Annotated in this window: 19 protein-coding genes; 8 read left to right on the forward strand and 11 right to left on the reverse strand. The window is 71.1% G+C overall.

Going from position 1 to position 24,030, the window contains the following annotated elements:
- Positions 1–292 precede the first annotated feature (292 nt).
- The 5 genes from OG758_RS29425 (at position 293) to OG758_RS29445 (ending at position 9,413) form a co-directional block, all read left to right on the forward strand.
- Positions 293–5,221 carry an NAD-glutamate dehydrogenase gene (locus OG758_RS29425; protein ID WP_326712704.1) on the forward strand — a complete coding sequence of 1,643 codons (4,929 nt, stop codon included), beginning with the start codon at positions 293–295 and terminating at the stop codon, positions 5,219–5,221.
- A gap of 269 nt (positions 5,222–5,490) precedes the next feature.
- Positions 5,491–6,594 carry an NDP-sugar synthase gene (locus OG758_RS29430; RefSeq protein WP_326712705.1) on the forward strand — a complete coding sequence of 368 codons (1,104 nt, stop codon included), beginning with the start codon at positions 5,491–5,493 and terminating at the stop codon, positions 6,592–6,594.
- An 86-nt stretch (positions 6,595–6,680) separates the two neighbouring features.
- Entirely contained in the window at positions 6,681–7,385 is a 705-nt protein-coding gene (locus tag OG758_RS29435) for a polyprenol monophosphomannose synthase (protein ID WP_326716073.1), read from the forward strand.
- Positions 7,382–7,852, forward strand: coding sequence for a GtrA family protein (locus OG758_RS29440; RefSeq protein WP_326712706.1), 471 nt, complete (start codon positions 7,382–7,384; stop codon positions 7,850–7,852). The genes OG758_RS29435 and OG758_RS29440 overlap by 4 nt, the downstream gene beginning before the upstream one ends.
- Positions 7,836–9,413, forward strand: a complete 1,578-nt coding sequence (locus tag OG758_RS29445) for a hypothetical protein (RefSeq protein ID WP_326712707.1) — start codon at positions 7,836–7,838, stop codon at positions 9,411–9,413. The genes OG758_RS29440 and OG758_RS29445 overlap by 17 nt, the downstream gene beginning before the upstream one ends.
- Here OG758_RS29445 and OG758_RS29450 read toward each other — a convergent pair.
- From OG758_RS29450 to OG758_RS29465, 4 genes are all read right to left on the reverse strand, one after another.
- Entirely contained in the window at positions 9,352–11,043 is a 1,692-nt protein-coding gene (locus tag OG758_RS29450; RefSeq protein WP_326712708.1) for a glycosyltransferase family 2 protein, read from the reverse strand. The two genes, OG758_RS29445 and OG758_RS29450, sit on opposite strands and share 62 nt — an antisense overlap.
- The gene (locus OG758_RS29455) at positions 11,040–13,250 is read right to left on the reverse strand and encodes a bifunctional glycosyltransferase/CDP-glycerol:glycerophosphate glycerophosphotransferase (protein ID WP_326712709.1); all 2,211 of its coding nucleotides are present in this window, start codon (positions 13,248–13,250) and stop codon (positions 11,040–11,042) included. The genes OG758_RS29450 and OG758_RS29455 overlap by 4 nt, the downstream gene beginning before the upstream one ends.
- An 83-nt stretch (positions 13,251–13,333) precedes the next feature.
- On the reverse strand, positions 13,334–14,170 hold the full coding sequence (locus tag OG758_RS29460) for an ABC transporter ATP-binding protein (protein ID WP_326712710.1): 837 nt from the start codon (positions 14,168–14,170) through the stop codon (positions 13,334–13,336).
- Positions 14,163–15,080, reverse strand: a complete 918-nt coding sequence (locus tag OG758_RS29465) for an ABC transporter permease (RefSeq protein WP_326712711.1) — start codon at positions 15,078–15,080, stop codon at positions 14,163–14,165. Before OG758_RS29465 ends, OG758_RS29460 begins: the two co-directional genes overlap by 8 nt.
- Before the next feature lie 123 nt (positions 15,081–15,203).
- Between OG758_RS29465 and OG758_RS29470 the strand changes: the two genes are divergently transcribed.
- A complete protein-coding gene (locus tag OG758_RS29470; RefSeq protein WP_326712712.1) occupies positions 15,204–15,824 on the forward strand; it encodes a TetR/AcrR family transcriptional regulator in 621 nt (206 codons plus the stop codon).
- A 15-nt stretch (positions 15,825–15,839) separates the two neighbouring features.
- Here OG758_RS29470 and OG758_RS29475 read toward each other — a convergent pair whose 3' ends face one another.
- Together OG758_RS29475 and OG758_RS29480 are read right to left on the reverse strand one after the other, a co-directional pair.
- Positions 15,840–16,049: a DUF397 domain-containing protein gene (locus OG758_RS29475; protein ID WP_266563575.1), complete on the reverse strand. Its 210-nt coding sequence runs from the start codon at positions 16,047–16,049 to the stop codon at positions 15,840–15,842.
- Positions 16,046–16,879 (reverse strand): helix-turn-helix domain-containing protein, encoded by an 834-nt coding sequence (locus OG758_RS29480; protein WP_326712713.1) that lies wholly within the window; start codon positions 16,877–16,879, stop codon positions 16,046–16,048. The genes OG758_RS29475 and OG758_RS29480 overlap by 4 nt, the downstream gene beginning before the upstream one ends.
- A 139-nt stretch (positions 16,880–17,018) precedes the next feature.
- On the opposite strand from OG758_RS29480, the gene OG758_RS29485 reads away from it, so the two are divergent.
- The gene (locus OG758_RS29485) at positions 17,019–17,438 is read left to right on the forward strand and encodes an ATP-binding protein (protein ID WP_326712714.1); all 420 of its coding nucleotides are present in this window, start codon (positions 17,019–17,021) and stop codon (positions 17,436–17,438) included.
- 226 nt (positions 17,439–17,664) lie between these two features.
- On the opposite strand, the gene OG758_RS29490 is transcribed toward OG758_RS29485, so the two are convergent.
- The 5 genes from OG758_RS29490 to OG758_RS29510 form a co-directional block, all read right to left on the reverse strand.
- Positions 17,665–18,462 (reverse strand): maleylpyruvate isomerase family mycothiol-dependent enzyme, encoded by a 798-nt coding sequence (locus OG758_RS29490; RefSeq protein ID WP_326712715.1) that lies wholly within the window; start codon positions 18,460–18,462, stop codon positions 17,665–17,667.
- A gap of 357 nt (positions 18,463–18,819) precedes the next feature.
- A complete protein-coding gene (gene galE / locus OG758_RS29495; protein WP_326712716.1) occupies positions 18,820–19,800 on the reverse strand; it encodes a UDP-glucose 4-epimerase GalE in 981 nt (326 codons plus the stop codon).
- 58 nt (positions 19,801–19,858) lie between these two features.
- Positions 19,859–21,472 (reverse strand): glycosyltransferase family 2 protein, encoded by a 1,614-nt coding sequence (locus OG758_RS29500; RefSeq protein ID WP_326712717.1) that lies wholly within the window; start codon positions 21,470–21,472, stop codon positions 19,859–19,861.
- Positions 21,473–21,529: 57 nt separating this feature from the next.
- The gene (locus OG758_RS29505; RefSeq protein ID WP_326712718.1) at positions 21,530–22,768 is read right to left on the reverse strand and encodes a glycosyltransferase family 87 protein; all 1,239 of its coding nucleotides are present in this window, start codon (positions 22,766–22,768) and stop codon (positions 21,530–21,532) included.
- Between the two features lie 121 nt (positions 22,769–22,889).
- Entirely contained in the window at positions 22,890–23,372 is a 483-nt protein-coding gene (locus OG758_RS29510; protein ID WP_326712719.1) for a MarR family winged helix-turn-helix transcriptional regulator, read from the reverse strand.
- Between the two features lie 138 nt (positions 23,373–23,510).
- Between OG758_RS29510 and OG758_RS29515 the strand changes: the two genes are divergently transcribed.
- Positions 23,511–23,924, forward strand: a complete 414-nt coding sequence (locus OG758_RS29515; protein ID WP_116512677.1) for an organic hydroperoxide resistance protein — start codon at positions 23,511–23,513, stop codon at positions 23,922–23,924.
- The last annotated feature ends 106 nt before the right edge of the window (positions 23,925–24,030 follow it).

Here is a 24,030-nt window from a genome sequence, read left to right on the forward strand (position 1 = left end):
TGACCCGTGATCAGCGCGATATCTCGCGGGGGCATCGTCGCCCCCTGCCCGCGCCGGGAGCACACGGAGATCTACATCCGTGCCCGGTGCTCCGCTGACCATTCCCTTCGGGACGGAACATGGATGCCGTCCCGGCTCCGGGCAGGAAATACGCCAAAAATGGCGGATAAACGCCCGCTCATCTCTCATCCCGGCATACCGTCGACATCGACCGGAGACCCCGCGTCGTGGCGTTGTGCCGCATCAATTTCTTCAACGTCACGCAACGGCGCGCGACAGGAGCCAGAGGACAATGCAGACCAAGCTGGACGAAGCCAAGGCCGAGCTGCTCGCACGGGCCGCCCGGGTAGCTGAGAACAGCCCGGCAGGGGGGCATCTCCCGGCCGGGACGAATGGCGAGGGGGCTCCGGACCAGGAGTCCGTGCTCGCGTTCCTCCAGCGCTACTACCTGCACACCGCCCCCGAGGACCTGGCCGACCGTGACCCGGTCGACGCCTTCGGTGCAGCCGTCTCCCACTACCGGCTCGCGGAGGTCCGCCCGCAGGGCACCGCGAACGTCAAGGTCCACACGCCGACGGTCGAGGAGAACGGCTGGACCTGCAGCCACTCCGTCGTCGAGGTCGTCACCGACGACATGCCGTTCCTGGTCGACTCGGTCACCAACGAGCTGTCCCGCCAGGGCCGCGGCATCCACGTCGTGATCCACCCGCAGGTCACCGTGCGCCGTGACCTGACCGGCGAGCTCCAGGAGGTCCTGCCCGCGGGCAGCGCCTCCGACAGCCACGACACGCTCACCGAGTCGTGGATCCACGTGGAGATCGACCGGGAGACCGACCGCGCCGACCTGAAGCAGATCACCTCCGACCTGCTGCGTGTCCTGTCCGACGTCCGTGAGGCCGTCGAGGACTGGGAGAAGATGCGGGACTCGGCGCTGCGTATCGCCGACGACCTGCCCAGCGAGCCCACCGCCGACGACCTGCGCGCCCAGGACGTCGAGGAGGCCCGTGAGCTGCTGCGCTGGCTGTCCGCCGACCACTTCACGTTCCTCGGCTACCGCGAGTACGAGCTGCGCGAGGACGACTCGCTGTCCGCCGTCCCCGGCACCGGCCTCGGCATCCTGCGCTCCGACCCGCAGCACGGCAGCGACGACCACCACCCGGTGAGCCCGTCCTTCAGCCGGCTGCCCGCCGACGCGCGCGCCAAGGCCCGCGAGCACAAGATCCTCGTACTGACAAAGGCCAACAGCCGCGCCACCGTGCACCGCCCCTCGTACCTCGACTACGTCGGCGTGAAGAAGTTCGACGCCGAGGGCAATGTCATCGGCGAGCGCCGCTTCCTCGGCCTCTTCTCGAGCGCCGCGTACACGGAGAGCGTCCGGCGCGTCCCGGTCGTGCGCCGCAAGGTCCAGGAAGTGCTGCGGGGCGCCGGGTTCTCGCCCAACAGCCACGACGGCCGCGACCTGCTCCAGATCCTGGAGACGTACCCGCGAGACGAGCTGTTCCAGACCCCGGCCGACGAGCTGCGCGCCATCGTCACCAGCGTCCTCTACCTCCAGGAGCGCCGCCGGCTGCGGCTGTACCTGCGCCAGGACGAGTACGGCCGCTACTACTCGGCCCTCGTCTACCTGCCGCGCGACCGCTACACCACCGGTGTCCGGCTGCGGATCATCGACATCCTCAAGGAAGAGCTCAACGGCACCAGCGTCGACTTCACGGCCTGGAACACCGAGTCGATCCTGTCCCGGCTGCACTTCGTCATCCGCGTCGAGCCGGGCACCGAGCTGCCCGCGCTGACCGAGGCCGACACCGAGCGCATCGAGGCGCGGCTCGTCGACGCCGCCCGCTCGTGGGCCGACGGCTTCGGCGAGGCGCTGAACGCGGAGTGCGGCGAGGAGCGCGCGGCCGAGCTGGCCCGCCGCTACTCCGGCGCCTTCCCCGAGGGCTACAAGGCCGACCACTCGCCGCGCGCGGCGGTCGCCGACCTCGTCCACCTGGAGGCCCTCAAGCGCGGCGAGAAGGACTTCGCGCTCTCGCTGTACGAGCCCGTGGGCGCTGCCCCTGGCGAGCGCCGCTTCAAGATCTACCGCACCGGCGCCCCGGTCTCCCTCTCGTCCGTCCTGCCGGTCCTCAACCAGCTCGGCGTCGAGGTCATCGACGAGCGCCCGTACGAGCTGCGCTGCTCGGACCGGACCACCGCGTGGATCTACGACTTCGGTCTGCGGATGCCCAAGTCCAACGGCAACGGCGACTACCTCGGTGACGACGGCCGCGAGCGCTTCCAGGAGGCCTTCACGGCGACCTGGACCGGTGCCGCCGAGAACGACGGCTTCAACTCCCTCGTCCTGAGCGCCGGTCTGAACTGGCGGCAGGCGATGGTGCTGCGCGCGTACGCCAAGTACCTGCGCCAGGCCGGTGCGACGTTCAGCCAGGACTACATGGAGGACACCCTCCGTAACAACGTCCACACCACCCGCCTTCTGGTGAGCCTCTTCGAGGCGCGCATGTCGCCGGAGCGCCAGCGGGCCGGGACCGAGCTGATCGACGGGCTCCTGGAGGAGCTCGACGGGGCGCTCGACCAGGTGGCGAGCCTGGACGAGGACCGGATCCTGCGGTCCTTCCTGACCGTCATCAAGGCGACGCTGCGGACGAACTTCTTCCAGAAGGCCGACGACGGCAAGCCGCACGCGTACGTCTCCATGAAGTTCGACCCGCAGGCCATCCCCGACCTGCCCGCGCCGCGCCCCGCCTTCGAGATCTGGGTGTACTCGCCGCGTGTCGAGGGTGTGCACCTGCGCTTCGGCAAGGTCGCGCGCGGTGGTCTGCGCTGGTCCGACCGGCGTGAGGACTTCCGTACCGAGGTCCTCGGCCTGGTCAAGGCGCAGATGGTGAAGAACACCGTCATCGTGCCGGTCGGCGCCAAGGGCGGCTTCGTCGCGAAGAACCTGCCGGACCCGAGCGTCGACCGTGACGCCTGGCTGGCCGAGGGTGTCGCGTCGTACAAGACCTTCATCTCGGCGCTGCTCGACATCACCGACAACCTGGTGGCCGGCGAGGTCGTGCCCCCGGCGGACGTCGTGCGCCACGACGAGGACGACACGTACCTCGTGGTCGCGGCCGACAAGGGCACGGCGACGTTCTCCGACATCGCCAACGCGGTCGCCGAGTCGTACAACTTCTGGCTCGGTGACGCCTTCGCCTCCGGCGGCTCGGCGGGCTACGACCACAAGGGCATGGGCATCACCGCCCGCGGCGCCTGGGAGTCCGTGAAGCGGCACTTCCGGGAGCTGGGCACCGACACGCAGACCGAGGACTTCACGGTCGTCGGCGTCGGCGACATGTCCGGTGACGTGTTCGGCAACGGCATGCTGCTCTCCGAGCACATCCGCCTGGTCGCCGCGTTCGACCACCGGCACATCTTCATCGACCCGCGGCCCGACGCGGCCACCTCGTACGCCGAGCGCCGGCGCCTGTTCGACCTGCCGCGCTCCTCGTGGGCCGACTACAACAAGGAGCTGATCTCCGCGGGCGGCGGCATCTTCCCGCGCTCCGCCAAGGCGATCCAGCTCAACGCGCACATCCGCGAGGCACTCGGCATCGAGTCGGGCGCCGCGAAGATGACGCCGGCCGACCTGATGAAGACGATCCTGCACGCGCCGGTCGACCTGCTGTGGAACGGCGGCATCGGCACGTACGTGAAGTCGTCCGCCGAGTCGAACGCGGACGTCGGCGACAAGGCCAACGACGCGATCCGCGTGGACGGCAAGGACGTGCGCGCCAAGGTGATCGGCGAGGGCGGCAACCTCGGCGCGACCCAGCTGGGCCGTATCGAGTTCGCGCGCAAGGGCGGCAAGGTCAACACCGACGCCATCGACAACAGCGCGGGCGTGGACACCTCCGACCACGAGGTGAACATCAAGATCCTGCTCAACACGCTCGTCACCGACGGCGACATGACCGTCAAGCAGCGCAACAAGCTGCTGGCGGCGATGACCGACGAGGTCGGCGCCCTGGTGCTGCGCAACAACTACGCGCAGAACACGGCCCTCGCCAACGCGGTCGCCCAGGCGCCCGACCTGCTCCACGCCCACCAGCGCTTCATGCGCCGCCTGGGCCGCGAGGGGAACCTCGACCGGGCCCTGGAGTTCCTGCCGGCCGACCGGCAGATCAAGGAACTGCTGAACTCCGGGCGCGGTCTGAGCCAGCCCGAGCTGGCCGTACTCCTCGCGTACACGAAGATCACGGCCGCGCACGAGCTGATCCAGACGTCGCTGCCGGACGACCCGTACCTGCGCAGGCTCCTGCACGCCTACTTCCCGCAGGCGCTGCGCGAGCGGTACTCCGACGCGGTCGACGGGCACGCGCTGCGCCGCGAGATCATCACCACGGTGCTGGTCAACGACACGGTGAACACGGGCGGTTCGACGTTCCTGCACCGGCTGCGCGAGGAGACCGGGGCGTCCCTGGAGGAGATCGTGCGGGCGCAGCTCGCCGCGCGCGAGATCTTCGGCCTCGGCGAGGTCTGGGACGCGGTCGAGGCGCTCGACAATGTCGTCGCCGCGGACGTCCAGACCCGGATCAGGCTGCACTCGCGCCGCCTGGTCGAGCGCGGCACGCGCTGGCTGCTCAACAACCGGCCGCAGCCGCTCCAGCTCGCCGAGACGATCGACTTCTTCCGTGAGGGCGTCGCCGAGGTCTGGTCGGCCATGCCGAAGATGCTGCGCGGCGCGGACGCCGAGTGGTACCAGTCGATCCTGGACGAGCTGACCGCCGCGGGCGTGCCGGAGGAGCTGGCCCAGCGGGTCGCCGGGTTCTCCTCGGCCTTCCCGACGCTCGACATCGTGGCGATCGCCGACCGCACCGGCAAGGACCCCTTGGCCGTCGCCGAGGTGTACTACGACCTCGCGGACCGGCTGTCCATCGCGCAGCTGATGGACCGGATCATCGAGCTGCCGCGGTCCGACCGCTGGCAGTCGATGGCCCGCGCCTCGATCCGCGAGGACCTGTACTCGGCGCACGCCGCCCTCACGGCCGATGTGCTGACCGTCGGGAACGGCGTGTCGACTCCGGAGCAGCGCTTCGACGCGTGGCAGGAGAAGAACGCGCCGATCCTGGGCCGCGCGCGGACGACCCTGGAGGAGATCCAGAGTTCGGACGCCTTCGACCTGGCGAACCTGTCGGTCGCGATGCGCACGATGAGGACGCTGCTGCGCACGCACTCGTAGGGTCCGCATCAGCGAACGGGGGCGCCCCGCACCGGAACTCCGGTGCGGGGCGCCCCCATTTCACCGCCCGGACTCTTTCCGTTCTCTTCCCTTTCTCCGGCAGGTCTCTTGACCGGGTCTGACCTGATGGACCTTGCGCCCAATCGGTTGTTCGTGACGGCGCGTCAACCCCAAGTGGTTCGTCATAAGCCATCGAATCGGGCATAGCGTCTAAAGTTGGGCCCGATTGTCGGATCGGCGGTACGGAGCGGAGAGGTCGGGAAGGGTCCATGACGGAAGCGATTCTGCTGGTCGGCGGGCTGGGCACCCGGCTGCGTCCGCTCACGGTCAACACGCCCAAGTCCATAGTGCCGGCGGCCGGGGTCCCCTTCCTGGCCCACCAGATCGCGCGGCTCGCCGCCGCGGGCGTCGACCACGTCGTCCTCGCCACCTGCTATCTGGCCGAAGTCTTCGAGCCGTACTTCGGCGACGGATCGGCGCACGGCGTCCACCTCGAATACGCCGCCGAGTACGAGCCGCTGGGTACCGGCGGCGCGATCCGGCACGCGGCCCGCCGCCTGATCTCCGCACCCGAGGACCCCGTCCTCGTCTGCAACGGCGACATCCTCACCGGCCTCGACACCCGCGCCCTCATCGACCGGCACCGCGAGCGCGAAGCCGATGTCACCCTCCACCTCTCCCGCGTCGACGACCCCAGCGCCTTCGGGCTCGTACCCACCGACGCCGACGGCTGCGTACTCGCCTTCACCGAGAAGCCGCAGACGCCCGAGGAGATCGTCACGGACCAGATCAACGCGGGCTCCTACGTGTTCCGCAGGTCCGTCATCGACAGCATCCCCGCCGGGCGGCCCGTCTCCGTCGAGCGCGAGACGTTCCCCGGCCTGCTCGCCGCGGGCGCCTATCTGCACGGCATGGTCGAGGACTCCTACTGGCTCGACCTCGGCCGGCCCGAAGCCTTTGTGCAGGCCTCCGCCGACCTCGTGCGCGGGGTCGTCCACTCACCCGCCGTGCCCGGAGTGCGCGGCGAGTCCCTCGTACTGCCCGGCGCCAAGGTCGCCGCCGACGCCTGGCTCGCCGACGGGACCGTCGTCGGGGCGGGCGCCCGGGTAGGTTCAGGGGCCGTCGTCCACGGTTCCGTGCTGCACGACGGCGCGACCGTGGGTGCCGGTACCTACGTAAGGAACAGCCTGATCGGCGCGGGTGCGCGGATCGGGCGGCGCTCCGTCCTGCACGGCAGCGTCATCGGTGACGGCGCCCGCGTCGGCGCCCACAACGATCTGCGGAACGGAACCCGGGTGTGGTGCGAGGCCGTACTGCCCGACCGGGCCGTCCGCTTCTCCTCCCTCGCCGGAGAAGGGCTGACCGAACAGTGAACAAGAACTCTCCCGACATCGGGGCCACACCGGCCGCCGCGAAACCGCTGCCCGACGACTGGGCCCGCACCCCCCTCACCGTCGTCATGCCGACGTACAACGAGGCGGGCAACCTGCCCGGCATGGCCGACGCCCTCATGGCGCTCCCGCTCCCGGGCCTGCGCCTTCTCGTCGTCGACGACTCCAGCCCCGACGGCACCGGCGACATCGCCGAGCGGTACGCCGAACGGCACGGGCGCGACCGGATGAGCGTCCTGCACCGAGCCGGGAAGGAGGGCCTCGGCCGGGCCTACGCGGACGGCATGGCACGGGCCGTCACCGACGGGGCACGCTACGTCCTCCAGATGGACGCCGACGGCAGCCACCCCGTCGGCAAGGTCCCCGCGCTCCTCGGCACCGCCCTCTCCACCGGCGCCGCCGTCACCATCGGCAGCCGCTACGTCCAGGGCGGCACGCTCGCCGACGCGTGGGGCGCGCACCGCAGGCTCCTGTCCCGCTGGGCCAACGCCTACGCGGGCACCATCCTCGGCACCCGCGTCCGCGACATCACCGGCGGCTTCAACCTGTGGCGCGAGGACGCCCTGCGCGCCATCGACCTGGCGTCCGTGGACAGCGCGGGCTACAGCTTCCAGGTCGAGATGAAGTACCGCGCCGTGCGCCGCGGCTTCGGCGTCATGGAGGTCCCCATCCACTTCGAGGACCGCACGATCGGCGAGTCCAAGATGAACCTGATGGTGCAGCTCGAATCGGTCACCATGCCGTGGAAGCTGCGGGCGAGGGCGCGCCGATGACGGTCCCCACCGCGGTGCGCGAGGCGCCGCCCGTCGTCGCACCCGTCCGGGTCCGCGTGCGCCGCCTGTCCATGGAGGTCGCCAAGTTCGGCGTCGTCGGCGGGAGCGGAGTCGCCGTCAACTTCCTCGTCTTCAACCTGCTGCTGCACGGCCTCGGCCGGGCCCCGATGACGGCGACGGTCCTGGCCAGCTGTGTCGCCATGGCCACCAACTACCTGGGCTTCCGCTTCTTCGCCTACCGGGACCGCGCCTCCCGCACCCGCCGCCAGATCGCGCTGTTCTTCGGCTTCAGCGCGCTCGGCGTCCTCATGGAGAGCGTCCTGTTCTACGCCGGATACCACGGCGCCTCGATGACCGGACCCCTCGCGTCGAACGTCGCCAAGGCGCTGTCCATCGTCCTGGCCTCGGCGTTCCGCTTCCTCGTCTACCGGACGTGGGTCTTCCAGCACGATGCGCGCCGCGAGTAACGCGGCCCTCAGGGCCGCCGCCCCACTGGTCCTCCTGCTGCTCCTCGCCCTGCTCGTGGCAGTCGCCGTTCGGCTCCCATGGGCGGGCGACCTCGGCATCCACGCGGCCACCGTCGAGCGTCTGCGCCACGATCTCCTCGACCCGGGCAACCCCCTGGTCGACGAGAAGACGCCGAGCCCGTACTACTCGCCGTGGACGGTGTTCCTCGGCGCCCTCGCCGACATCACCGGCCTCGGCACCTTCACCGTCCTGCGCATCGCCGCACTGATCTCGCTGACGCTGCTCGTGACCGGCGTGTGGCGGTTCACCGGCACCTTCACCGACGCGTCCATGGGCCGCACCCGGCGCACGGCGGTCAGCGTGCTCGTCCTCCTGTGCCTACTCCTCCTGTGGGGCACGAGCCTGTTCAACTGGAGCGGTTTCCTCGGCCTCAACTCCCTTGCCCTGACCGTCTCCTACCCCAGCACGTTCGCGCTGGGTGTGTCCTTCCACTTCTGGGCGCTGCTGCGCGAGGCGCTCGCACGCGGCTCGGGCCTGCCCGTGTTCCTCGGCCTCGGCCTGCTCTGGTCCGTGATCCTGCTGAGCCATCAGTTCTCGGGCGTCGTCGCGTCGTTCGGCGCGCTGGCGATGGTGGCCGGGGCGCGGCCCTGGCCGGTGCGCGCGGTGTGGACACGGCTCGCGGCCGGGCTCGCCATCGGTGCGATGGTGCTCGCCGCGTGGCCGTACTACTCGTTCTTCTCGCTCTTCCACGCGCAGGGCCTGGAGGAGATCCACCGGGCCCTGTACGGGAACCTGCTCGGCCGGTACTGGCTCCTGCTGCCCGGCGTGTTCGCCCTCGCCCTGCGCCTGCGCAGGGACCGCCGTGATCCGCTGGTGGTCTTCTTCGTGCTCGGGGTGCTGATGTTCGTGGCGGGCGGGGTGAGCGGCCACTACTCGTGGGGCCGGGTCCTGCCGGCCGCCGTGATCCCCGCGCAGGTCGCGGCGGGCCTCGAGGTGTTCGGGGCGGGGCGCAGGGCGGTACGCACGGCGTTCGCCGCGGTGCTCGGCGCGGCGCTCCTCGCGGGCGCGTGGACCCAGTCGGGCACACTCGGCTACGTCCTGCCGCGCGACGCCCTGCCCCGGCCGATCGCCGACCGCTACAACCCGCCGTGGCGCGGCTACCAGTGGATGACGCCCTGGGCGAAGTACGGGGACGTGGTCCTCGCCACGATGTTCCCGGCGCGGCAGATCCCCGCGTACGGGGCCTACACCGTCGCCCCCGGCTACCCGGACTTCTTCCTGCCCGACGAGACGGCCCGCACCCGCGCCGTGGACACCTACTTCGCGCCCGGCACCACGCGTGCCGAACGCCTCGACGTCCTGCGCCGCTACGAGGTGCGGTGGATCGTGAGCCACCGCGACGACGCCGGCCTCGCCGCGACCGACCCGGCACTGCACAGGGTCGCGACGGGCCCGGGAGGCCAGACCCTCTACGAGGTGAGGTCGTCGGCGACCCGGGCTAACGCAGTGCGCTCTTCACCAGGCGTACCGCGTTCCGTACCCGCCCGTCCGACACCGTGACCAGCCTGCGCGCCACCGGGTGCGTCACCCGGGCCGTGAGCCCCGCGGGCTGCCAGCGGATCTGGAGGCGCCCCGCGCCCCGCCCCTCCGGCTCCAGCGTCACCTGGTGCGGGGCAGCCCCGGAGTGGTAGCCGACGCGGGCGGTGAGCGTCGGGAAGTCCAGTGGCGCGAGCAGGACCGCCGTGTTGCGCAGGCTTCGTTCCTGGAGCTGGAGCACCGGATGCCGTACGCCGTCGAAGCCGTGCACCGGGAGCGGGGCCGCCGCCGGATCGAGCCGCACCCGCCCCTCGAAGACGCCGGGCCGCACCGGGTCGAGCCGCAGCTGTGTCGTCATACGGCGTCGCCCCGGCGCCACGACCAGCGAGGCGACGTGCGGCCCGACGGCGAGGCGCAGACCCGGGTCGTACGTGCGCACCGACAGGTCGACGGTGGTACCGGGGCCGCGCTCGATGGCCGTGATCTCGTGGCGGAACTGGGCTCCGGGGAACGGGCGCGCGTACAACTCCTGGTCGGACAGATCGAGTTCCGTACGCGCCTCGTCCGACTCCGGGACCACCGACCCCCAGTACACGGCGCCGGACGCGTCCGTGGCCGTCTCGCGCGGGGCCACCACGTGACCGAGCCCGCGCGCGGCGAGCCGGGCGTCGGCGAGGCGACCGTCGCGCACCAGTCGCAGGACGACCCGCTCCGGGCGCGGCAGCCGGGCGTACGCGCCAGGGGACAGCGTCGCCAGATACGGGTTCACGATCTCGGCGAACCCGGCCAGCCATGTGTCGTCCCGGAACGGCAGGTCGCCCGCGTACATCCGGAAGTCGTGCTTGAGGAACTTGTAGTCCTTGTCCTCGCGCACCCCCGCGTGGCCGCCCGTCGCGAGGAACTCGTCGATGAGCTCCTGCACGTGGACGCGGTCGCGGACGTTGCTCAGCTTGTGCCGCTGGTTGGAGATCGACGCGTCGTCCGCGGCGACGAACGGCGCGATGTACCAGCGGTAGACCGGCTCGGGGACGACGGTGAAGGACTTCGCGAGGCAGTACGCCTGCGCCGAGAACAGCTGGTCCTCGTAGTGGATGCCCTCGGGGAAACGCAGCTCGTTGCGGTCGAGGAACTCCCGCTTGTACATCTTGCTCGTCGACAAGTGCTCGAAGAACAGGCCGGGTTCCGCGTCGATCCCGTCGACGGTGCGGCGCTCCGCGACCAGGTGCGGCATCCACGTAGACGTGCGGCCCGTGTCGACGCGGACCCGCTCGACCGCGCCCATCGCGAAGTCGATCTCCCGCTCGCGGTGCGCCGCGAGCAGCAACTCCACCGAGTCCCGGGGGAGTTCGTCGTCGCTGTCGAGGAACATCAGATACGGGGCGCGGGCGATGTCGAGCGCGCGGTTGCGGGGCGCGCTGCACCCGCCGCTGTTCTCCGGCAGACGCAGGTAGCGCACCCGCGGGTCCGAGGCGGCCAGGCGGCGCGCCACCTCGGGGGTGGCGTCCGTCGAGTGGTCGTCGCTGATGACGACCTCGATGTTGCCGTGCGTCTGGTCCAGGACCGAGGCGACGGCGCGCGGCAGCCGCCCGGCGTCGTTGTAGACGATGACGGTGACCGTGACGTCGGGGTTGATCGTCCTCGTGGGCGTGGTCATCGGCGGCCTGCCTCCTCGGGGGTGGGCGCGGGGATGCGCTCGTCGACGGGGATCACCGGGGGCAGCGACGCGTCGCTCTCGCCGAGGAAGACCCGGCGCACGACCCGCTCGGCGGCGTGGCCGTCGTCGAACTCGCAGAACCGGCGCCGGAATGCGGCCCGCGCCTTCCCCGACGCCTCGTCGCGCCACGCGCCCGTCGCGAGGATCTCCGTCAGCTCGTCCTGCGTACGGGCGACGGGCCCGGGCGCCTCGGCGATCAGGTCGAAATAGACCCCGCGGGTCTTCGCGTACATCTCCCAGTCGTCCGCGTAGACCACGATCGGGCGGTCCAGATTGGCGTAGTCGAACATGATCGACGAGTAGTCCGTGACCAGGGCGTCCGCGGCGAGGCAGAGGTCCTCGACCGGGTCGTACGTGGACACGTCGATGACCCGGCCGCTGCGGCGCAGCTCCGCGAGCGGTGAGGCCGCCCCGCCGTAGAAGTAGTGGCCGCGCACGAGGAGGACGGTGTCGTCGCCCAGTCGGTCGGCGAGCGTGGCCAGGTCGAGGCGCGGGGTCCAGGAGGCCTCGTAGTCGCGGTGGGTGGGCGCGTACAGGACGGCCCGCCGGCCCGGCGTGATGCCGAGGCGCGCGCGAACAGCCCGTATGTCGGCGGCCGTCGCGCGGTAGAAGACGTCGTTGCGCGGATAGCCGTACTCCAGAGGGACGTAGTGCGCGGGATAGGCGCGCTCCCACGTCCGGGTGGAGTGGCTGTTCGACGTGACGCTGTAGTCCCACTTGTCGACGCGGGCGAGGAGCTGGCGGAAGTTGAGGCCCTTGGACGCGGTCGGGTACTCCATCTGGTCGAGGCCCATGCGCTTGAGGGGCGTGCCGTGGTGGGTCATGACGTGGACGGCTTCGGGGCGCTTGACCACGGCGTTGGGGAAGTTGACGTTGTTGACGAGGTACTTGGCGCGGGCCATCACCTCCCAGTAGCGGCGGGAGCCGGGCACGACGTGGTCGGTGCCGGGCGGCAGGAGCGGCGCGTGGGCCGCCGAGACGACCCACACCTGGTGGATGCGCGGAGCGAGTTCGGCGGCCTTCGCGGCGATCGCGGCCGGATTGCAGGCCATCCCCCGGTCCCAGTACGCGGAGAACACCGCCAGGTCCGGGTCCACGGGCCGGCGCAGCTCCCGCCGGTAGCGGTGGTCACGGACCTTCGCGCCGATCCGCCGCTTGCGCTGCCTGACCGCGGACTTCAGGCCGCGCCGCTTGTGGTTGACGCTCTGGAAGGCGCGGTAACGGGCGTACGCGTCCTCTTCGAGCAGCCGGCGCCGGATGCCTTCGAGCCCCGCGGGCCTGCGGTATCCCTCCGGCCGCCACGCGACGGCCGCGCGGGAGGCCCGGCGGAAGAACTCGCGGTTCACCGGCTCCGGCATCCCGGCACGGGCAACGATCCGCATGCACTCGGTCGCCATCACGTCGTACAGCACCGCGCGGGGACCGGTCGGCGTGCCGCGGCCGGCCATCAGCCGCTGGAGGTCCTCGTACTCGCCGACGGGCGCGTAGTACTCCTCCGGGGTGAGCGGCGGCAGGCTCGCGGCGCGCAGCCTGCGCTCGTCGAGCACCACCTGCTGCAGAGCGGTGACGCGGCCGGCGAGGACGAGGGCGGCGCGCGCCGCGAAGCGCTCGTCGGTGGCGGCCAGTCGGTCGCGGTGGTCCCGCCAGAACGCGGCGCGCAGGGCGCGGTTGCCGAGCAGCGGGGTGACCCGCAGGAGGTCGGGGCAGTCCGCGAGGGCCAGATCGCGGTCGCCCGCCCTGGCCAGCAGACGGGCGTCGGAGCCCGGGATGCCGGCGGCGTGCCAGGTCGAGCGGACCTGGTCGGCGAGTACGACATCCACGCGCTCCGCGCCGTCCGGGAGGCCGGCGACCCGGTCCCGCAGCGCTCGCAGCGCGCCGGGGGGCACCCGGTCCTTGGCGTGCACGAACAGCAGCCACTCGCCCGAGGCACGCTCGCCGCCGGCCGCGCGGGCCTCCTCGTCGGAGATCGCGCGGGGCAGGGCCAGAACGGTGACGCGGCCCGGCACGTCGGCGGTCGGCGCCGGATCGTCCACGGCGGCGACGACGAGCTCCGCCCCCTCGGGCAGCTGGCCGGTCACGCTGTCCAGACAGTCGGCTAGATGCCCCTGCACGTCCCGGCCGTACACGATGACGCTGAGTTCCTGCACGGTCGCCGTCCCTTCTTCTCCTGGCGCACCATAGTGTCACCAATCGGATAAAAGGGATAAGGGGAGCGGGTCCTGGATCGGCCTCAGGCGGAAGCGGCGGCCCTGGCCTTCTTGGGTTCCGTCCCGCCGCCGTCCGGATTGGTGAACGCCTCGTACGCCTTGAGGACCTCGTCCGTCGGCCCGTCCATGCGCAGCTCGCCGCGCTCCAGCCACAGGACCCGGTCGCAGGTGTCACGGATCGACTTGTTGTTGTGACTGACGAGGAAGACCGAGCCGGCCTCCTTGCGCAGCTCGCGGATCCGGGACTCCGAGCGCTTCTGGAAGGACCGGTCGCCGGTGGCCAGGGCCTCGTCGATCAGCAGCACGTCATGGTCCTTGGCGGCGGCGATGGAGAACCGGAGGCGGGCGGCCATGCCCGAGGAGTACGTCCGCATGGGCAGCGTGATGAAGTCGCCCTTCTCGTTGATGCCGGAGAAGCCGACGATGTCTTCGTAACGCTCGCGGACCTCCTCGCGGCTCATACCCATGGCGAGGCCGCCGAGATGGACGTTGCGCTCGCCGGTGAGGTCGTTCATCAGCGCCGCGTTCACGCCGAGCAGCGAGGGCTGGCCATGCGTGAAGATCCGGCCGTTCTCCGTCGGCAGCAGCCCCGCGATCGCCTTGAGCAGCGTCGACTTGCCCGACCCGTTCGTGCCGATCAGGCCGATCGCCTCGCCCTTGTACGCGGTGAACGAGACCTTCTTCACCGCGTGCACCTTGCGCACGCCGGCCCGGGCCTCGGCCTTCTTCCGGCCGCCGACGATGCGGCCGAGCGCGGCGGTCGCGGTGCCGCGGCCCGCCCCGGTGCCGTTCACGCGGTAGACGATGTCGACGTGGTCGACGATGACGGTGGGGATCCGCTCCCCGAAGGTGTCAGCCACGGCCGTACGTCTCCTCTGCCTTCCAGAAGTAGATGAACCCGCCGACGCCCGCGAGCAGCGCCCACCCGGCCGCGATCGCCCACACGTGGGGCGGCAGCTGGCTGTGGTGGAAGCTGTCGATCAGGGCGAAGCGCATCAGGTCGATGTAGACGGCGGCCGGGTTCGCGGACAGCAGTACGTGCACGACGTGCGGCAGGTGCTGGTTCTTGAGCACCTTGTCGATGCTCCACATCACGCCGGACGTGTACATCCACGTACGCAGCAGGAACGGCATCAGCTGTGCGATGTCCGGCGTCCTCGCGCCCATCCTCGCCATGACGAGGGCCACGCCGGTGTTGAAGACGAACTGGAGCAGCAGAACCGGCAGGACCAGGAACCAGGAGAGGGCCGGCGGAACGCCGAAGCAGAGCAGGATCACCACCAGCGCGCACATCGAGAACAGCAGCTGCTGGAGCTGCTGGAGCGCGAACGACACCGGCAGCGCGGCGCGCGGGAAGTGCAGCGCCCGTACGAGACCGAGGTTGCCGGAGATCGCGCGGGTGCCCGCCATGATCGAGCTCTGCGTGAACGTCCACACGAACACGCCGGTGACCAGGAACGGCACATAGTCCGGCACGTTGTGCTTCGTGTTCATCAGCACGCCGAAGATGAAGTAGTAGACCGCCGCGTTCAGGAGCGGGGTCGCCACCTGCCACACCTGGCCCAGCTTCGCCTGGCTGTACTGCGCCGTGAGCTTGGCCGTCGCGAACGCGGTGATGAAGTGGCGCCGCTGCCAGAGCTGGCCCACGTACGCCGCGAGGGTCGGCCGCGCGCCGCTGACCGAGAGGCCGTACCGCGCGGCAAGCTCCGCGGGATCTTCCACCGGCGCGGTGGCCGCCGGCGGGGGAGGTGTGTCGACTGCCTGACTCACATCCGCTGCTTTCGCTCAAGGGGTCGGAGACGTCGGAACGGGTCCGTATCGTCGTGACGTGAGCGTAGGGCGTCGCTACGTCGGAACGCAACCGTTTCGTCGTAACGCCGTAAGCTGTTCACCATGACGACCAACGCCGACTCCGCCAAGCCAGCGCGTCGCCGGGCCCCCGCAGGGGCAGCCGTGCTCCGTGAGGATGTGACCGACGCCATCCGGGCAGCCGTCTTCGAAGAACTCGCCGCCGTGGGCTACGCCCGTATGTCCATCGAGGGGATCGCGCGCCGCGCGGGCGTCGGCAAAACCGCCGTCTACCGCCGCTGGCGCTCCAAACTGCACCTGGTCCTGGACCTGGTCTCCGCCATAGCGGTGCAGGGCCTGCCGGCCCCGGACACCGGTTCCCTGGAGGGCGACCTGCGCCTGCTCTACGAGGTCACGTCCCGGGCCCTCAAGCACCCGGTCGCGGGCCAGATCATCCCCGACCTCCAGGCCGAGGCGGCCCGTAACCCGGACATCGCGGAGGCCATGCAGAAGGCGCTGCGCGAAGGCCAGCACGGGGTGGCGAACGGCATCGTGCGCAGCGCCGTCGCACGCGGGGAGGTCAGGGCGGACCTCGACGAGGACCTCGCCCTCGACCTGATCTCGGGCCCGCTGTACTGGCGCGCCGTGGTGGTGCGGACGCCGTTGCCCAAGGGGTACCTGGGGAAACTGGCGTCGGCTACGGCGGCGGGGTTGAGGGCGCTGTAGTTGTTGTAACTGTTGCTAGCGCTGGGCTGCGTAGGTGATGAAGGCGGCCCAGGTGGTGGGGGTGGCGGTGAGGCGGGGGCCGTCGGGGTTCTTGGAGTCGCGGATGTGGATGGTGGTGGGGGTGGGGGCTACTTCGATGCAGTCGTTGCCGTCACCGCTGCTGCTGTAGCTGCTCTTGAACCAGCGCAGGCCGGAAACGTTCACTGCAGTGGCTTTGCGGATCATGGGTCTCCCAGCATTTGCTCGATGAGGCCCCGCGACTCCCTCGGCGTCAGAGCCTGGGCCCGGATCATGCCATAGCGCAGCTCAAGCACCCTGAGCTGCTTGGGGTCCGAGACCGGACGGCCGTTGAACGCGCCGTCGGAGCGCCCCACCGCGCTGCCGTCCGGGAACTTCAGCACCTCGATCAGCCCGCCTGTTCCGGGATGTTCCTCACAGCTGGTCGGCAGAACTTGAAGTGCAACGTTCCGCAACTGCCCGATTTCCAGCAGCCGTTCGAGCTGCCGACGCCACACCATTGTGCCTCCGACCGGACGCCGGAGCGTCGCTTCCTCCTGGATAAAGCTGATCGCCGGGGCTGGATCGCGGTCGAAGACGACCCGTCGGGCCAGTCGGGCCGAGACCACGCGTTCCAGGTCGTCCGACGAATAGGCGGGCAGCCATCCGCCGAACAGCGTTCGCATGTGCCCCTCTGTCTGCAGAAGGCCATGCACGTTGTGGTTGCTGTAGTGGGACAGCTCGACGGCTCGCGCCTCAAGGTCCGCCAGTTCCCGGACCTTTCTCGGGTACCGCGCACGCCTCATGCTCGGTTTCATCGACGTCACGAGCCCGCCCGTGCGGAGGACCTCGTCCACCTTGTCCAGGTACTCCGGCCGAGGAATGCGCGCTCCCCGCTCGATCTTCCGGACGAGGTCCTCCCCGTACCCGATTCGCTCGGCGAATTCAGGGACGTGAAACCCGGCTGTCTCCCTCAGAAGCCTCAGCTGCTGCCCGACGACTTCCACCGCCGAGGCAATTCCGTCCTCGGGGTCCACGTCCCAACCCGGCTCATCCATGCCCACCCACCTCCAACGCCCACACCTACCCGCACGGCATCGGGGACAGCCGAGACAGAACTGGACAACGCTGGACAGTCCCCGTACGCACCGGAGTCATCGCTGCTCATGGCGTCCGCGCTCCGACACGCTGAGTGACATGGAAACAGAAACTCAACTCCACGCAACCGCACGCCAGTTCACCGTGCTGCTCTCGGCCACGCCGCGCGGGGCGCGCCTGGCCAGGCTGCTCTCGACGGAGCAACTCCGCGCCTGGGGAATCCCGTTCGAAGCGGCAGCGCACGTCGTGGCGGAGCTGGCGGCGAATGCCGTGACGCATGGGCGTGTGTCCGGCCGGGACTTCCGGTTCACGCTCCTGGCGACTCACGGGGTGATCCGGATCGAGGTCACGGATACGCGCGGGGAGCGGGTCCCGGAGTTGCGCCACCCCGGCGGCGAGGAAGAGACGGGACGAGGCCTGCAACTGGTGGACGCGCTGGCGGCGCGCTGGGGTGTGACGCCCGGCCCGGCGCCGAGGAAGATGACGTGGGCGGAGTTGTCCGTGCCCCGGGTGAACTGATCAACAGCGGATTGCGTGGCTGGTGTGGGTGGGCGGTCGCGGGAGCCTCCATCAGTTTTCCGCTCGTCCGCGGACTGGTGGGGGCCGACGGGCTCGGTCACAGTCGGCCCCGGTTCGGCACCTCGAGTCGCCGCCTGCGTTCGCGAGCCGGACCGGGTCCGGGAGTTCAGGGGTTGCCTGGACGTCGGACGTGGTCAGCGGCCCGCGGCGGGCGCTTCGTCGCGTCCTACTCCTCCGGCTCCCAGGCCTGGAGCAGGTCGAAGAGACCTCGGTCGCCGTCGAGCTTCAGGGAGTCCGCCGGGATGCGGTCGTACACGAAGAGAACCAGCTCACTGGCCGTGCCGCGAACGGAGACGCCAGGCGCGTTCGGGCCCTCGTCGGCAGCGGCGACAGGCGTCGTACCGGGCGCGGAGATACGGGTGGAGCGTGCGCCGTCGCCGTCTACCGTGAGGCGCCAGGAGCGGCCCTCGGTGGCGTGGAAGTCGAAGGCAGTGGGCTTGTGCGGCCAGGCACTCGTCGTTGCGACGCAGGTGAACAGGAACTCCTCGACACCGTCGAGTGCCACCTCATCCGGCAGCGGCTCCGGGGTACCCACAGTGACCTGGGCGTCGTAGGTGTGCACCGCGAGCTGCTGGAGCTGGTGCCGGGCGACGGCGCCACAGGTCTGCGGCGACTGGGACGCACCCCACCACGTCCAGCAACCGCGATCCGGGCCGGCCTCCCGCAACGCGTCCAGCAGTTGCTCCGTGGACTCCGCCAACCAGGCCGGCAGGGCCTCGCGCTCCCGAGGCGCAGCCGGGGCGCCCTCCGCTGCGGACTTGGCCGGAGCAGGCCCTGCGGCGACGGTGGCGGCCCAGTCGCGACGCCCCTCGCCGATGTGCTGCGCCAGATCGAACAGTGTCCACTCGGGGCAGGTCGGCACCTGCACGTCGAGGCTGGGCGCGGAGGCGACCGCGGCGCGGAAGGCGGTCGAACGTTCGTCGATCAGCTGCAGAAGGTCGGCGAACTCAAGTGTCGTTGTCACACCGACTATTTATCACCGAGTTCCGACCATCGGACAGCGGTTTTCCCAGCCCCGCGGCGGGCGCCCGGATGGCCGAGACGGTCAGTCGGCCGGCGAATACGCAGCTCAGGCCTGCCTCGGAGAGTGAGCCTGTGGCTCAAATCTGCCAGAGCGCGCCCTCAACAGCCGCCCTCGGCAAGGCGGATGCAGTCCCGCCTCGGCCCGACCCCGCCCGTACGCGGAGGATTGGCAGATCTGGGTCATGCGGCCACGCGCCACGAGCCACGCGCCACGGCGACCACGCGGCGGACGCCGCCGATTCCGGACGTCGACCACCCGGGGGAGCCGCTCGCGCGTCGGCCCGAGCCGAACGGGGACTCACCTCACGGCGGTCCCGTGGACCCGGACCCAGCCCTGCCATGCCGACTCGACCATGTCGCGTACGTCGCGCTTAGCCGTCCAGCCGAGCTCCGTCGCGATGCGGTCCGCGGAGGCGACGACGCAGGCCGGGTCGCCGGGGCGGCGCGGGGTGACGACGGGGTCGGTGCCGTGGCCGGTCGTCGCGTTGATCAGCTCGACCATCTCCAGGACCGAGACGCCTTCGCCGCGGCCGATGTTGAGGGTGAGGTCCGTGCCGGGGGCGGCGGCGGAGAGGCGGCGGGCGGCGGCCACGTGGGCCTCGGCGAGGTCGACGACGTGGATGTAGTCGCGTACGCAGGTCCCGTCGGGTGTCGGGTAGTCCGCGCCGAAGATCCGCGGGGCCTCGCCGTCGGTGAGCTTCTCGAAGACCATCGGTACGAGGTTGAAGACGCCGGTGTCGGCCAGCTCGGGGGTGGCCGCGCCCGCCACGTTGAAGTAGCGCAGGGAGGCCGTGGCCAGGCGGTGGGCCCGGCCCGTCGCGCGGACCAGCCACTCGCCGGCGAGTTTCGTCTCGCCGTAGGGGCTCATCGGCAGGCACGGGGTGTCCTCGGTGACGAGGTCGACGTCGGGCATGCCGTACACGGCGGCGGACGAGGAGAAGACGAACGACGGGACGCCGCTCGCGGTGACCGCCTCCAGGAGGACGCGCAGGCCCTCGACGTTCTCGCGGTAGTAGTGCAGCGGCAGCTCCACCGACTCGGCGACCTGCTTCTTCGCGGCGAGGTGGACGACGCCGGTGATGCCGTGCCCGGCGATGGTGCGCGCCACGGCGTCGGCGTCCAGGGTCGAGGCGACGACCAGGGGTACGCCGTCCGGGACGCGCCCGGCGATGCCGGTGGACAGGTCGTCGTAGACCACGGTCCGCTCGCCCGCCTCCTGCATGGCGCGGACGACGTGCGCCCCGATGTATCCGGCACCGCCGGTGATCAGCCAGGTCATGTCGGTTCAGGGTCCCCTCGGTCGTGTCGTGTCCCGTCGTGCGCGTGCCGTCGGCGTTCTAGTGAACCAGGCGGTTGAGGCGGCCGCGTGCCACCGCCAGGGCTCCGCGTACGCCGGGCGCGAGGCGTACGGCGAGGGCGCCGGAGTGGGTCGCGTACGGATGGGCGAGCAGCATGCCGTGGCGCAGGCTCGGCAGGGCGGTGCGGCGCAGGAGGCCGGGGCCGGCGGCGGCGTGGGCGCTGGCGTCGCGGCTGGTGCCGTCGGCGAAGTTCACATGGAGGCGCAGGTCCCAGGTGCCGGTGGCGAGCGCCGACAGGTCGAGGGACGCCTCGGCCTCCCAGGTCCCGGCGTGGGGCCCGGGCACGAAGGTCACCGTGCGGCGTCTGGCGGGGCGGTGGCGCAGGCGGTCGATGACCTCGATGTCGACGGTGGCGGGGCCCGCCTCGGCGACGCGCCCGTACAGGTCGTGCAGGAGCAGCCGCAGCCGTGAGCCACGCGCGCGTGGCTGCAGTTCCGCCTCTATGGCGATGGGGAGCAGGTCCATGGGGCGTGCGAGGAGGTGCTCAAGGGTCACCTGGGGGAGGTCGTCGGACCAGATGGGCGTGCCGTCGGCGGCGCGTGCGTAGGGCGGGCGCAGGCGGGCGGGGCGGGCCGCGACCTCCTTGAGGCGGGGCAGGTCGCGCGGGTGGTCGGAGGCGAGGATCACGCGTGCGACGACGCGGCCGGGGGCGGGCGCCGCGTCGATGTCGGCCGTGTCGAACGTGGCGAGGTAGGCGCGGGTGCGGTCCCACCACTCGGCGCGGTACTCGGGGCTGCGCAGGTCGAGCTCGCGGGCGTACATGCGCAGGCTGTGGTCGAGGAACCGGGTGCGGGCCGCGCGTGCGAGGCGCTTGTGCGAGGTGGTCAGGAGGATGTCGACGGACTGGCGGTGCGCCTCGATGCGGGCGGTCCAGTTGTCGAGTCCGGCCCGGTCGAGGGAGAGCGACAGGCGGCCGGCGTCGCGGCGCACGTTCCAGACGTAGACCGTGTCGGGGACGAGCGCGATGCGCGGTGCGGCGGCGAGCACGCGCGCGATGAAGACGAAGTCCTCGTAGACGAAGTGGCCGTCAGGGAAGCGGATCCCGTGCTCGCGCAGGAAGTCCGTGCGGTAGAGCTTGTTGACGCAGAGCGTGTCGTGGACGAGGCGGGGGCGGCGTTCCGGGTGGGGGACCACGGCGGCGTCGGCGTACAGCTCGGGCTGCCACGGGATGTCGCGGCCCGAGGGGAGCTCGCGGCGCACGCACAGGCCGGCGGCGACCTCGGTGCGGTGGGTGAGCGCCGCGCCGAGCAGGGCGTCGACGGCGCCGGGCGGCAGCACGTCGTCGCTGTCCAGGAACATGACGTACGGGGCCGAGGCACTGTCGATGCCGTCGTTGCGCGGGGTGCCGCAGCCGCCGCTGTTCGTGGCGCGGCGCACCACCTTCAGGCGTGGCTCTTCGTCCGCCATGCGCTGGAGGAGCTCGCCGCTGCCGTCCGTCGAACAGTCGTCGACGGCGATCACCTCGCGGACGGCGGGGCCCTGGGAGAGGGCGGAGCGTACGGCGTCGGTGACCTGTGCGGCGTCGTTGTAGCCGATGACGACGACCGAGACCTGCGAGCGCTGTTGCGAGGGCTGCTGGGGCTGGGACTGCATGGCTTCCACAGAAGGAAATCCTAGGTCTTTGCGGTAATTGTCCGGTAAGCAAAACTCCTACGCCTTGGTTCCCTTCCAGAGGGAACGGAACGAGAGGACGGCCCCTCCGAGGAGCAGGCCGTTGCGCGCCAGCATCAGCAGCGAGCCCGTCCACGTGGCCGCCTCGACGTCGCGGTACAGGACCGGGTACGCGAGCGCGCTCAGGCCGGCCGCCGCCAGGACGAGCAGGGCGACGGGGCGCTGGGTGGTGTGGCGCGAGGTGAGGCAGACCGCGGCGAGCCCGAGCAGCCAGATCAGGTACTGCGGGCTGATCACGCGGCTGGTGACGGTGAAGAGCAGGACGGCGCAGAGCGCGGCGTCGTACGGCGTCGCGGGGCTCCAGTTCAGCGCCCGTAGCCGCCAGAACAGCAGCAGCGCCGCCGCGACGGCGGTGAGCAGCAGGGAGGCCGCGGCCACCACGCCGACGTACGGGCCGACGTACTCCATCGCCCCGAACCGGTAACGGATGTGCCCCGACCAGCCCGCCCGCCGCGCGAAGGCCAGCACCGTGCCGCCCAGCGACTCGATCTGCACGCCCCGCTCGCCCTGATGGCGCAGGAACGAGAACGGCGAGCGGAACGCGACCGCGAGGACCAGCAGGATCGCGGCGCCGGACGTGAGTGCCGCCGTCCACGCCTCCCGGCTCGTACGTCCCCGGGGTGTGCCGAGCAGGGCGAGCGCGGGCCACACCTTCACCAGCGCGCCGCACGCCGCGAGGAATCCGCCCGCGCGCGGGAACCGCCCCATGAGCAGCAGCGCGAACACGGCGAGCGCGGTGACCTCGATGTCGTAGCGGGCCAGCGGGATGTGGAGCAGGAGCGGCAGCCCGGCCACCCACAGCCAGGCGCCTCCCGTGCTGCGCCGTGGCCGCGCGCCGGTCCGGGCGAGTGCGAGCGTGACCAGGGCGTCCGTGGCGAGGGTGAGCGCGACGAAGGCCTGGAAGTAGGTGAGGCCGGGGATCAGGCCGGGCGCCAGGAGGACGGGGCCCGCGCCCGGTGGGTACTGCCACATCGGGTCGCCGGCCGGGAAGGCGCCGCCGGCGAGGGTCGCGTACCAGCCGGCGTACAGCGTGTACACCTCGCGTGCGATGCCTCCGACGCCGAGCGGGGCGCGCTCGTCCGTGAGGAGCAGGGCGAGCATCGCGGCGCGGGTGGCCAGCCAGGTGAGGGGAAGCGCCGCCCGCGCGAGAGGGCCGGGGTGGACCCAGGTCGCGTGGACGGGTGCTGCGGCGGTGGGTGGCTGAGTGTCGAGCGTCACCTGTGCGAGCGTACGAGCGTATGGCCGCATATGCGGTGATAATCAGCCAAATGCGGCTTTCGTGTCGGGCGGGGGTGGCTCTGCCGGGCGGGGGCGTCACGCGTCCGGCGCGGGTGGCCGGTCAGGCGTCGAGCGCCGCCCCGTCCAGTGTCGTCGTCAGGCGGTCGAGGCGGGCGCGCATGTCCTCGATCTCCGCCAGGTCGAACCCCGTGGCCGCCGCGATCCGGCGCGGCACCAGCGCCGCGCGCTCCCGCAGCTCGGTGCCCGCGGAGGTCGGCCGGACGTTCACCGAGCGCTCGTCGCGCGCGTTGCGCTCCCGCTGGACGAGACCGGCCGCCTCCAGCCGCTTGAGCAGCGGGGACAGCGTGCCCGAGTCCAGCCGTAGTCGCTCCCCGAGCCGCTTCACGGGCAGCTCGCCGTCCTCCCAGAGCACCAGCATGACCAGGTATTGGGGGTAGGTCAGGCCCAGGTCCTTGAGGAGCGTGCGGTAGACGCCGCCGAACGCGCGCGACGCGGCGTTCAGGGAGAAGCAGATCTGCCGGTCGAGTCGCAGGAATTCCTCGTCGCCGGGCGTCTTGGGCGTCTCGGTCGTCTCGGTGGTCATGGGTCCAGGGTAACCGGGACTTCTGGCGTGCCATTCAGTTGCCCACAATTAAATTGCGTGCTCTACTTGTGTCCGTCAGGGCAGCACGCACTCCGCCGCGGACGTCACCGCGGACCCCATCTCAGGAGGATGTTTTTCATGGAAGCGATCTACACCGCCGTAGCCACCGCCACCCACGGCCGTGACGGCCGCGCCGTCAGCTCCGACGGCCGCCTCGACCTCCAGCTGGGCATCCCCACGGAGATGGGCGGCAACGGTCAGGGCACCAACCCCGAGCAGCTCTTCGCCGCCGGGTACTCCGCCTGTTTCGCCAGCGCGCTCGGCCTGGTCGGCCGCGCCGCGAAGGTCGACATCAGCGACGCCGCGGTGACCGCCGAGGTCGGCATCGGCAAGCAGGGCGAGGGCTTCGGGCTCGCGGTGACGCTGCGCGTGGAGCTGCCGGAGACGGTCGACGCCGAGACCGGCCGCAAGCTGGTCGAGCAGGCCCACCAGGTCTGCCCGTACTCGAACGCGACCCGCGGCAACATCGACGTCGAGCTCGTCGTCGAGTAGTCGCCCTGCTCGCGGGGTGCTCGTCCTGCCTCCGGGGTGTCAACGTCTCCTGGGGGAAACCCCGTTGACCCTCGCGAGCACCCCGCCCGTGCGCGCGAAGCGCCCG

It is taken from the genome of Streptomyces sp. NBC_01474 (assembly GCF_035918215.1).
In the GTDB taxonomy this organism is placed as follows: domain Bacteria; phylum Actinomycetota; class Actinomycetes; order Streptomycetales; family Streptomycetaceae; genus Streptomyces; species Streptomyces aureus.

Bases quoted from the DNA above. Each gene is read 5' to 3' on its own strand.
- OG758_RS29425 (WP_326712704.1), top strand. From the start codon at position 293: ATGCAGACCAAGCTGGACGAAGCCAAGGCCGAGCTGCTCGCACGGGCC.
- OG758_RS29430 (WP_326712705.1), top strand. From the start codon at position 5,491: ATGACGGAAGCGATTCTGCTGGTCGGCGGGCTGGGCACCCGGCTGCGT.
- OG758_RS29435 (WP_326716073.1), top strand. From the start codon at position 6,681: ATGCCGACGTACAACGAGGCGGGCAACCTGCCCGGCATGGCCGACGCC.
- OG758_RS29440 (WP_326712706.1), top strand. From the start codon at position 7,382: ATGACGGTCCCCACCGCGGTGCGCGAGGCGCCGCCCGTCGTCGCACCC.
- OG758_RS29445 (WP_326712707.1), top strand. From the start codon at position 7,836: ATGCGCGCCGCGAGTAACGCGGCCCTCAGGGCCGCCGCCCCACTGGTC.
- OG758_RS29450 (WP_326712708.1), bottom strand. From the start codon at position 11,043: ATGACCACGCCCACGAGGACGATCAACCCCGACGTCACGGTCACCGTC.
- OG758_RS29470 (WP_326712712.1), top strand. From the start codon at position 15,204: ATGACGACCAACGCCGACTCCGCCAAGCCAGCGCGTCGCCGGGCCCCC.
- OG758_RS29475 (WP_266563575.1), bottom strand. From the start codon at position 16,049: ATGATCCGCAAAGCCACTGCAGTGAACGTTTCCGGCCTGCGCTGGTTC.
- OG758_RS29480 (WP_326712713.1), bottom strand. From the start codon at position 16,879: ATGGATGAGCCGGGTTGGGACGTGGACCCCGAGGACGGAATTGCCTCG.
- OG758_RS29485 (WP_326712714.1), top strand. From the start codon at position 17,019: ATGGAAACAGAAACTCAACTCCACGCAACCGCACGCCAGTTCACCGTG.
- galE (WP_326712716.1), bottom strand. From the start codon at position 19,800: ATGACCTGGCTGATCACCGGCGGTGCCGGATACATCGGGGCGCACGTC.
- OG758_RS29500 (WP_326712717.1), bottom strand. From the start codon at position 21,472: ATGCAGTCCCAGCCCCAGCAGCCCTCGCAACAGCGCTCGCAGGTCTCG.
- OG758_RS29510 (WP_326712719.1), bottom strand. From the start codon at position 23,372: ATGACCACCGAGACGACCGAGACGCCCAAGACGCCCGGCGACGAGGAA.
- OG758_RS29515 (WP_116512677.1), top strand. From the start codon at position 23,511: ATGGAAGCGATCTACACCGCCGTAGCCACCGCCACCCACGGCCGTGAC.